Source organism: Legionella stuttgartensis, from assembly GCF_977063405.2.
The window spans coordinates 1-9,665 of sequence record NZ_CDRUHA020000012.1 but is presented as its reverse complement, the minus strand read 5'-3'; the positions used below and the strand labels follow the sequence as shown (position 1 = coordinate 9,665).

Here is a 9,665-nt window from a genome sequence, read left to right as displayed (position 1 = left end):
CATTAGTCCCTTTATTTTAGATGAGTTTTCTGTCTTGGTCTTTTTGTAAACTTCTTGGGGTATTTTCTGGTGAAACTTTATTGATGGCCTGCGCCATTTACTAGCGGGTTATTAGCACTGTCTACAATTGGAGAAATTTAATCAATTAGACCAAAACAATCAATTTTATAAAAATCAGTTAAAAATGGATCAAACCTTTAATAATAAAGGGATGCAAGAGTTAGTAACAGAACATGCTCATTTAAATAAAGCTCAAGCAGAACAATTACTTGATTCAAAATTGCTTCGATTAATTAATAGGGAGTTAGACGAAGCAGAAAAAGTGAATGCTCTTAATAAGCTCATTATTGAAACTACAACAACTATTATGCAATCAAATTGTGTAAGTCTTCATACTTATATTCCAGAGAAGAAGGGTCTAGAGTTAACGGCTTGGCAAGGTTTTGAAGATTCGACTATTCAATTGCTACAATGGATTTCTTCGCATGATGTTAGCACCTACGCTCTTGCGATGAAGGAAAAAAGGAGCATTCTTGTAGATATAGATCATTGTGAGTTTTTATTAAATCCCAAACTCTTAGTTACATATCGCATATTGGGAATATGCTCTGTACTGTCAAGTCCCCTTTTTTCTCACTCAGGAGAATTATTAGGTGTTATCTCTACTCATTGGAATACAGTTCATGAGCCATCCGAGCGCGATCTTTCTTTAATGAATGTAATACTTCGTCAATCCGCTGATTTAATGGAACAAATTTATACAAGAGCGGCTTTGCAGGAAGAGAAGATATGGCTTATTGGACAAAAAGAAGCCTTTCATGCTGCCATGAGCAGAAAGCCTTTAGAACTTTCTCTGAGAGCGCTTGTTGACACTGTAATACTTCAAACGAAAGGCAGGGCAAAAGCTGCTTTTTATTTATTGCCTCCAGGCAGTGAGTGTTTTCAATGCTCAGAAGGAATACCCGAAGAATATGTCCAGATTATAAAAGCCTATCCTCAAGAGCCTCATTTTGTCGATAAGTTCCTTGCGATGAATAAGGGAAAACCCATCATTACTACTGATATTGAATTAGATCCCGCATGGGAAGATTTAAGACCCTTAGCTCGTAAACATAATTGCCGTGCGTACTGGTCTTTTCCTGTTCTTACAGCAGAGGAGCGCATTTTAGGAACTTTAGATATATATTTTTCTGAGCCCCAAGAGCCAACAAAAAGGGAGTTAGAAATGGCTCAGGTGCTCACAAATGCTGCTTCAATCATTATTGCTTTTGAATATGAACTAGTAGCTAAAATGCAGACAGAAATAAACATGAAAAAAAGTGAGCAGCATCTAATGGCACAAGTTCGCTTACGTGATGAGTTTATCGCTTATGCGAGCCATGAAATTAATTCACCGCTTACATGTATGACTTTATATATGGGAATAATTGAACAAGCATTTTTAGAAAAGAATACGCCTTTTCAAATGGAAATTCTTAATAAATTAAAAAAACAGCTTGAGCTTCTCCAGGCGCTCATTCGAGATATGCTCGATACCACACGATTGGAAGAAGGGAAGTTGCATTTAAGACGAGTAACTTTCAATTTAAATCAATTGATTTTAGAGAAAGTGCAGGATATGCAATTGGAAACTAAAAATTATCAATTTGAAACACAACTTACCTTAGAGGATGAGATAGAGGCGGATAAAGAACGCATTGGTCAAGTAATTGTCAATCTCATTTCAAATGCCATAAAATATTCACCTCAAGGAGGTAAAATTTTTATAACAAGTGAAAAAATTGATTCTGTGATTCAAGTAACTATCAGAGATTATGGTTTAGGTATACCTGAAGAACATTTAGACAATATTTTTGAGCCATTTTATCGTGTTACAAATGATAATATATCAGGCATGGGAATAGGGCTTTCGATTTGTAAAGACATTATTAACAGCCATCAAGGTACTCTAAATGTTACGAGCCAAGTGGGAGTAGGCTCTACTTTTAGTTTTACTATTCCTAGAAAGTTGGCATGAATATATCATATAGAACGTAACCCTTAACGGGGTCCTTGAATTGTGCATCTCAATTAAAATTCACAGTACAAGGCATGCCCCCATTAACTATTTACCCTTTGCAGCGGAACTTATTGGATTATATTCATTTGAGTCATCTGCTATCTGCTTTAATTGCTCAAAACTTCGTAGATCTTTTTTATAACCGCGGGGAAGCCCATCTTTTATTATATTCAGACAAGAGTTGTATTTATCTTTACCTATTTTTGGAATATTTAATTGCTTAAAGGATTTTTTATCGGTAGCGATTATGCCAGTATTTCCTTCGAAATATTGTTCAAATAGAGATAACAAGAATTTATCGTTGCTTACTACGGTTATACTAATATTTTTTTTATCGACAAGCCCGACTCGATAATTTACTTCGTGATCTTTTTTGGCAAGTTTTGATTTAATGAATCCATTATCGCGAAGAGCATACTGTTCCTTCTCTTTTTGCTCTACTGTTGCTTGTTTTTCTAATTCCTCAAATGTAGGTGTTTCTCCCTCAGCAACTTCACATAATTTTGAATATGTTTCTTGATTCATATGTGGTAGATAAAGGGTATATTTCTTTTTATCGAAAGTAACTATAGTGGCATTATCCATACCACAGGCTTTAGCATATTGTCTTAAAGTAGTTTCATTATTACCCTCTACTTCGAGCATAAGTCCTGTGTTACCGAAATACGCTTTACATTTCATAATATTCACAAATAAAAAAAGATAAAAACTATACATGGGAGATAAATTATATTCAAGAAGTTTCCCTAGGACACACAGCAGTCTCATCTAAAATTATCTTGCCAGTGGTAAGAAATTCTTAATGCTGAAATAATTACAGGCTAAGTTCAAAAAGCTGCTGTTTTATTAGGAAAACCAAATGAATTTATTTGTAATATATATTGGTGGTAGCCACCCTGATTCTTTAATCGAACTTCATGATCTCCGTTTTATAGTTGCTAATTCCATTGAGGATACCTACGATGCGCTTAGAAAAAGCTGGTGGGGTATACCCAAAAGTTTACATATAGATGCCTGGGGCATTTTAAATTATGCAGATGGATATGGCATTCAAATTTCACAGGAACAATCAGAAGATAGGGGGAATAAATTATTTTTCGTAAACTTGGGTGGTTACGATAAAAAACAATTTACCGAATTACATAAGAATATTTTCGTAGTTGCTGCGAATGAATTTGAAGCAAAACAAAAAGCACTCACTCAAATTTCTGACTGGGAGTCCCCGCACCGTGATTATTTATATGAAGTAGATAATTTACTTAATATCAATTCATTACTTAAAAACGAAGGTTATTATGTACATTTAAATAAACAGGTCGAGCTTAAGCCGTTTGATTTTACCTGTTGTTACAATCCCATTGGTAGAAATTAAACCATTTAAGTTCAAGGGGTAGCCTGTATACCACTTCACTCGTTACAGGCTACTTGCTTTCTAATATTGCAACTTAGAAGTAGATCCAGGGTAATAATATTCCATTTGTTTATTTATTGATTTAATTAACCCCTCATTGTATTGCATTGGCGTATGGCCATTAAAAAATCCGAACAGGTTATGAAATTTTCCAGATATGCTCTGTTCCTTTTCGCTCATGTCGTTTCTTATTGTAGAGCCGACGATCTCAAGAATATCACTGTTTACTTTCATTAAATAATTGATGTTGACTTCGCTTAGTTCAGAACGGCAGTGTTTGCCAAAAGATGAGAACGCATTTAAAGACTCCCAGGGTCGTCCTCTGCTGGCTAGTTTGGATACTGTAGTAATAATAAAATCTAAGGAAAGATTTGGATTTCCTTGGTGCAAATTGAGTATGGTATTGGATGCTGCTTTCGAAAGGCCAGGAAAGTAGACTGGGTCAATTTTTTCAATTTGATAAATTTGTTCGATTTGCTCAGGGGTAAACTTATCTAAAATGCTTGATAAGTTTTCTAATGCGCCAAAGACATTAGTTCTATTTTTTTCTTCTTTGGCTTCAGCATGGTTTTCACTAATTTGCTGCTTGGCTAATTCCAGTTTTGATTTCACGGTAAAATCCTCATGTTAAAAATCAGGTGAAATATACCTCGAATTAGACAAATCCTCTATTCTTGGATGTACAAAATTGCTCAAAAAAGACTCAGTGTGTAATGAGGTCCATTATACATGGGTCTTGAAAGATTATGCCTGTAGTAAAGAAGAAATTATCTCCGAGCAGGCCAGTGTTGATTATTCAATGTAAACTAGATGATTATCCCAAACTGTACTACACAATTAATCATCAATGGGGCAGACTCGATTGATTGGTAAACTTAAGCATGCGTAGTTCGTAAGGAGCACAGCGGATTACAGGATTATTTCTTAAAGTCCATGGGGGGCAACAATATGGCTCGTTAATGAGCTTTTGGGAGCAACTTTTTCTATTAATATGGAGTAATTTCCAATAGTATGAGGATGTTTAGATTCTCTAATAGGGATTCTGGCATTAATTAATGAGCCACGTAATCCGCTTCGCTCCTTACGGGCTAATATTGCTGTAATAAAGGTCATCTAATATGCCACTAAAAGAAAAATTGTCCAGAGTAGTTATAAATCAAAATCCATCTGAATATATTTATCCCTTTACACCTAAAGAGCGACAAAAATTAAAAACAGATGGTTCTATTTTTTTATCCAGGAGCAGATTTCAACCTGAGATAAACAAAAATAAGCCTTCAGGAATAAGAGTTCCTGTGCCAACTAACTCTATGTATTTTTTTGGACAAAACGGAGTAAAAAATAGTTTTAATCAGGGGCCCTATAAAGGTAGGAAAATTAAAGATGTAGCTTTAGAGGCTTATGTTTCGGGAAGTTATCACCCGCTCAAATTCCATTACGTCGAAAGAAAAGTTGGAAACAATACTGTTAAGATCGCAGAAAACAATCGCACGTTAACGTTCTTTTCTATGTTAGGAATTTCTCCAATAGATCCTATATGCAAAACAGGTGTTTCGTCCCATGAAAAGGCGGTAACCAAAAACAGCAAGGGAATGGAAACAGGCTATTCAGATACCATCTTGGTCAGAGGAATGTAATTAATTTAATCCCAACCATCATGGCCAAATCAGTGAGGACAGAATACAGTGTGCCATTTTTATTAAATTTAAGTCTGGCATAATTTATCTTCTTTATCTTGATATAAATATAGAAAAATCTATCGGATACACAAATTGTTATATCGGACTAAAGCCAGTGTAGCCTGTAATCCACCTCGATCCTTACGGGCTATCTTTACTCTTGCTATAAAGTACTATAATTATCCTGGAGAGGTTAATTATGTATATAGATCCGATAGATGATGATGTTATTTCTTATAAATATGCGCCGTTTTATGCTGTGTGCGATCCTAGGAACGTGATTAATATAGGTTCAGGGGAAGCTCATGGAATTTTCACTTCTGGCATGACTGAATGCGTATCATTTGCCTTTTTTATCAAGCAAAACAACGAAGTTAAGCGTCTGTCGTTCATCCATTTTCCAGGTGGTATTACGAGTTATACTTTAGATTCCCAACTGGGAAAAGAAGTTATCGCAGCAATGGTGGCTCATGCGCCTGAGGGTGCTGAAATTGAAGCTGTAATAGGATTTAGCAGTTTTCAATATCCAAATGGCTTGTTTGATGACGAAGAAATTCTCGACGTTCTCGATCAACAACTCACAGAGTTAGGATTCCAGTTAACTAGTTTGCAACTTTGTGGAGGTAATGGCCGAAATTTAGACGAGTCAGGATTCAGTTTCGGTATAAATTTTAACGGAAAATACGGTGAGTTCATCAATTGCCATGGTCTTGTGGCAAGAGGAAACTTAAATTCACATGAGGCTTGTGTCAATTACAGCGATATCCCCACAAACGTATCTCAACTGACCTATTTGCTTAATTGGGCGCGTTTACGAGGTGATAAGCAACGATGGGATGAATTACAGAACGACATACAAAGGTTGGAAGCAATCCACTTCGACAAAGACTTTTCGCAAGCAAAGGAAATGTCTTTTAAATTGGCAAAGGAGGATATCCCTCTTCATAATCCCGCCCAATTAAACGATATGATGCTCAGAGCGCGCGAAGGAGAAAATAAGGAGTTATGGAAACAAATAAAAACATCTATAGTGGAAGAGATTGAGCAATGCACTGATAAATATGCCGCTTTAGTGAAATATAAATCGATTTTAAAGCTACATTTAGATATAAGCTCTGCAAATCAATACGAGGGAAGTTTTTTCCGTAGAACTTTTCAGCAAGGAGAGTCGAGCCATTGGCGACAAGTAAAAAAATATGATTCAGGAGCTGAAGCTGCCTCTGGGGCACAAGAGTCCATAATCGATTCTGAATCCCCTGATTCAGAATTATCTAATACTCCAAAAGGGGTTTGAACAGATTAATTTTATGTCTCACTCTCTAAGCAGTGAGCGTTAATTTGAGTGAGACGGCATCATGGCTGCCTTCATTAATGCCAGTGATAATATTCTGGGGGAGCCTAATATCAATCAATTCCTTTTTATAAAAAGCATGGGCATAACCACCATCAACAGTGAGATGGTTCATCAATTGATATCCCATCGAAAAACCGGTAGTTAAACTGTCGCCAGGGCCTATTTGAAATTTTCCATTTGAGGGAGATTGATTATATGTTCCCGCTATTCGGACAACCCACTTTGGTGACACTTGATAAATTGTCCCAAGGGTTAGAAGCCAACTGTTGTGAAAATGATAATTAATGCGAGCCTTGGGGACAATAAAGACATTGGAGCCAGCTTGCGTTGCAAAATTATGCACCGAAACTTCTTTGAAGATATTCCATTGCAGGTATTGAACAGTTCCTAAAAAGCCTAATTGTTCATCGACAAAATGGCTTATTGTTATGACAGTTCTTGCTGGTGTCCAATATTTAAAATGGTAATCCTCTGAAGAAATATTCTGCGAACCAGTTATCGTACTACTACCCTGTAAATTATAAGTCACTGCACTACGATAATTAAAACCCAAGGCTGTTTTTTTGTCAGGTTTAATTAGTATCCCAAAATCACCGCCCAAACTGTTTGCTTGACTGTCATTAAAGCTACGGCTTTCAGGAATATTCAACCGGGCTATGCCTGCAGCAATAGGCTCCTGGATGATATGAGCATAGGTAAAATTAAGGTTTCCTCCTATGGAAATAAATTGATTAATTTTAAACCCAAGCGCGGGAATAAAGTCAATATTATTCGTTTGATTACGGGCGAGGATATAGCGAAGAATCGGTTGGTTATCCAATTCGCGATTAAAATCATTCGCAACGACAGCAAAACCGGCCACGAATCTTTTATTTATAGGGATCTTAAGATACATGGAGGGTAAGACAAAATTGGATTGAGAGAGGGTCGATCCCGACTCGGTATTCCCAGAAGGTATATTTTTTGCACTTCCGCTAAACTCAAATTGAGCCCTTGCCAGAGTGTCCAAAAAAATAAATTGATGCTGAGGTGCAATAGTTAATGCGGCCGGGTTAAAGTAAACAGCTGTGGCATCCTTCACTACAGCAGTTCCCATTGTCTGCTCAATAAAAGAGGCATGCAACGGCGAGCATAATACTAAAGAACATATGGTCACGTACTTCCTGAAATCAATTAAGCTTGCCATGACCCTTGCGGTAAGAATAAGAATATTCTTCAAGTTGTAAAAGTATTTTTTCGTATAGTCAAGATTAGTTCTACCAACTCTAATAAATTGAATTCCTCGTTGCACCAGACTAAAAAATCTGATGATGCGTCAATCCCGAACCACTGTTCGTTGAATGCAGTGAGGGATCTCCAGAAGATGGGTATGAGAAAAAATCAGGAGATCCTTCGTCGTAAACTCCTCAGGATGAGGTGGTCGTGAAATGCCTCTACCTTGTTCGGTATTCTTCTATCCTTCTAAGGCTTTCATCACTTTGTTAACATCTTCGTCAATAATTTTATTGATTTCAGCTACTTGATCGGAATAACCAACAGATTCAACGACCAAGGTAGCAACTTCTTCATAAAAAGGGTCTCGTTCGCGGTGCTGTTGTTCCAGGAAGCTTTTCATATCATCAACTGGAAGGGAAGAAACGCGTCCATTTTTCATACGACCAAGTTGGGTTGGGATAGATACTTTTAAATAAACCACAAATTCAGAGGATAACAGTTTTCGACATTCTTCACTGGATACAACGCATTCTTCCAATAAGACGACAACATTTTCTTTCTCTATGCTATGAGAAATAATTTCGGCTTGGCAACGGTTAAACGCTGTTTCGCCTTGCTCACCAAGAATTTCTCGTGTATGCCGACCAATGTAACGTTCAATGCTGGGATTTGCATCGACAATTTGCCATCCTAATTTTTTAGCCAGCGCTTCTGTAAATACAAATTTGCCAGCTCCCATATGACCAATTATGAAAATACGTTTTTCCAAAGGTGTACCTCTCTCAATAATGAATTATACCGTGGTGACCTGGTTAGACCTTAAAGAAATGATCTTCTTAGTGGATCAGAATCGGCTATACACTAATAGTAAATTATATTGATGATCAATCATCAACTAAAATTAAATCTTATGAATTATTTTACATTGTAATAGAGCAAAGTATGTTAGATCATTTTGAGTCCTACATAGCTAATTTGAAAAAGTACCCTCCAGCAAATGTCAGATTACTTACTTTTTTTAGTAACATACATTTTAGAATCAGCAAGAGCAATCATCTCTTCAAGGGTACGATGCTTTTCTGGATCATATTGGATACTCCCCATACTAAATTCGAGTGAATAATCTTTTGTGGCTACTGATTTCAATGAATCTGTTAAACGTTGAATAATGCAATCTACATCTTTTTGATTTAGCCCAGAACAAAAGATACAAAATTCATCGCCGCCTAAACGTGCAATCACGTCATAACAACGAAAGTTCTGCAGAAGCGTATTAGAAAAAGTTTTTAAAACCCTATCACCTTCTGCATGTCCAAAGTGGTCATTTATATACTTAAATTTATCTAAATCAAAAAATAACAAGGTAAAAACATTATTTTCAAGCTGGCATTTTTGAAACAGATAGCCCGCTAGTTTTAAAAATCCACGCCGATTGGTTAAGCCTGTTAATTCATCAGTAAAGGATAATTGTAATGATTCGAGCTCCATTTCTACCATTTGGGCAAGATCGTGAACGAGTTTTTGATCTACTTCCTTGATTGATCTGGGCTTGTCGTCGATCAAACAAATCACACCCACATTGTATGTTTTAATTTTCAAAGGACAACCTAAATAAAATCTGAAATTGGGTTTTCCTAGAACAAAAGGATTATCATAAAATCGTCTATCTTTAGTTGCATCTTCAACTACCATAATTTCATCTGAAAGAATAACATGACCACAAAATGAGGTTTTTCTCGCCGCTTCTTTGATCTCAAAACCTTGAGTGGATTTCATCCATTGGCGCTCAGCTTCTAAAAATGAAATTACAGAAATAGGGAGTATGCCGTAGCAAGCTGCGGAAGAGATGGTGGTAGACCCACCGAGATCGATCACCAGCGATAGGTCTCAAACCACCTCATGCGGCTGTTGTTAAGAGCAATGGTCGTGAGTGATGAGGAAAGTCAG

The 9,665-nt window shown here is 36.6% G+C and carries 10 protein-coding genes; 4 read left to right on the top strand and 6 right to left on the bottom strand.

Features of this window, described 5'->3' with window-relative positions:
• Positions 1 to 184 precede the first annotated feature (184 nt).
• On the top strand, positions 185 to 2,017 hold the full coding sequence (locus tag ACWTEW_RS05355; protein ID WP_454783592.1) for an ATP-binding protein: 1,833 nt from the start codon (positions 185 to 187) through the stop codon (positions 2,015 to 2,017).
• 87 nt (positions 2,018 to 2,104) lie between these two features.
• On the opposite strand, the gene ACWTEW_RS05350 is transcribed toward ACWTEW_RS05355, so the two are convergent.
• A complete protein-coding gene (locus ACWTEW_RS05350) occupies positions 2,105 to 2,740 on the bottom strand; it encodes a hypothetical protein (protein WP_454783591.1) in 636 nt (211 codons plus the stop codon).
• Positions 2,741 to 2,918: 178 nt separating this feature from the next.
• Between ACWTEW_RS05350 and ACWTEW_RS05345 the strand changes: the two genes are divergently transcribed.
• Positions 2,919 to 3,431 (top strand): DUF1543 domain-containing protein, encoded by a 513-nt coding sequence (locus ACWTEW_RS05345; RefSeq protein ID WP_454783590.1) that lies wholly within the window; start codon positions 2,919 to 2,921, stop codon positions 3,429 to 3,431.
• A gap of 60 nt (positions 3,432 to 3,491) precedes the next feature.
• Here ACWTEW_RS05345 and ACWTEW_RS05340 read toward each other — a convergent pair whose 3' ends face one another.
• Both ACWTEW_RS05340 and ACWTEW_RS05335 read right to left on the bottom strand, forming a co-directional pair.
• Positions 3,492 to 4,082: a hypothetical protein gene (locus tag ACWTEW_RS05340; RefSeq protein ID WP_454783589.1), complete on the bottom strand. Its 591-nt coding sequence runs from the start codon at positions 4,080 to 4,082 to the stop codon at positions 3,492 to 3,494.
• A gap of 312 nt (positions 4,083 to 4,394) precedes the next feature.
• Complete coding sequence (locus ACWTEW_RS05335) at positions 4,395 to 4,583, bottom strand: hypothetical protein (RefSeq protein WP_454783588.1); 189 nt, start codon at positions 4,581 to 4,583, stop codon at positions 4,395 to 4,397.
• A 5-nt stretch (positions 4,584 to 4,588) separates the two neighbouring features.
• On the opposite strand from ACWTEW_RS05335, the gene ACWTEW_RS05330 reads away from it, so the two are divergent.
• Both ACWTEW_RS05330 and ACWTEW_RS05325 read left to right on the top strand, forming a co-directional pair.
• The gene (locus ACWTEW_RS05330; RefSeq protein ID WP_454783587.1) at positions 4,589 to 5,107 is read left to right on the top strand and encodes a hypothetical protein; all 519 of its coding nucleotides are present in this window, start codon (positions 4,589 to 4,591) and stop codon (positions 5,105 to 5,107) included.
• Between the two features lie 241 nt (positions 5,108 to 5,348).
• Positions 5,349 to 6,443 carry a hypothetical protein gene (locus ACWTEW_RS05325; protein WP_454783586.1) on the top strand — a complete coding sequence of 365 codons (1,095 nt, stop codon included), beginning with the start codon at positions 5,349 to 5,351 and terminating at the stop codon, positions 6,441 to 6,443.
• Positions 6,444 to 6,468: 25 nt separating this feature from the next.
• Here the strand turns inward: ACWTEW_RS05325 and ACWTEW_RS05320 are convergent, their stop codons facing one another.
• From ACWTEW_RS05320 to ACWTEW_RS05310, 3 genes are all read right to left on the bottom strand, one after another.
• Positions 6,469 to 7,659 (bottom strand): OmpP1/FadL family transporter, encoded by a 1,191-nt coding sequence (locus ACWTEW_RS05320; RefSeq protein ID WP_454783585.1) that lies wholly within the window; start codon positions 7,657 to 7,659, stop codon positions 6,469 to 6,471.
• A gap of 297 nt (positions 7,660 to 7,956) precedes the next feature.
• Complete coding sequence (locus ACWTEW_RS05315) at positions 7,957 to 8,487, bottom strand: shikimate kinase (RefSeq protein ID WP_454783584.1); 531 nt, start codon at positions 8,485 to 8,487, stop codon at positions 7,957 to 7,959.
• 236 nt (positions 8,488 to 8,723) lie between these two features.
• The gene (locus ACWTEW_RS05310; RefSeq protein WP_454783583.1) at positions 8,724 to 9,593 is read right to left on the bottom strand and encodes a sensor domain-containing diguanylate cyclase; all 870 of its coding nucleotides are present in this window, start codon (positions 9,591 to 9,593) and stop codon (positions 8,724 to 8,726) included.
• Positions 9,594 to 9,665: the final 72 nt, after the last annotated feature.

Bases quoted from the DNA above. Each gene is read 5' to 3' on its own strand.
- ACWTEW_RS05355 (WP_454783592.1), top strand. From the start codon at position 185: ATGGATCAAACCTTTAATAATAAAGGGATGCAAGAGTTAGTAACAGAA.
- ACWTEW_RS05335 (WP_454783588.1), bottom strand. From the start codon at position 4,583: ATGACCTTTATTACAGCAATATTAGCCCGTAAGGAGCGAAGCGGATTA.
- ACWTEW_RS05330 (WP_454783587.1), top strand. From the start codon at position 4,589: ATGCCACTAAAAGAAAAATTGTCCAGAGTAGTTATAAATCAAAATCCA.
- ACWTEW_RS05325 (WP_454783586.1), top strand. From the start codon at position 5,349: ATGTATATAGATCCGATAGATGATGATGTTATTTCTTATAAATATGCG.
- ACWTEW_RS05350 (WP_454783591.1), bottom strand. From the start codon at position 2,740: ATGAAATGTAAAGCGTATTTCGGTAACACAGGACTTATGCTCGAAGTA.
- ACWTEW_RS05345 (WP_454783590.1), top strand. From the start codon at position 2,919: ATGAATTTATTTGTAATATATATTGGTGGTAGCCACCCTGATTCTTTA.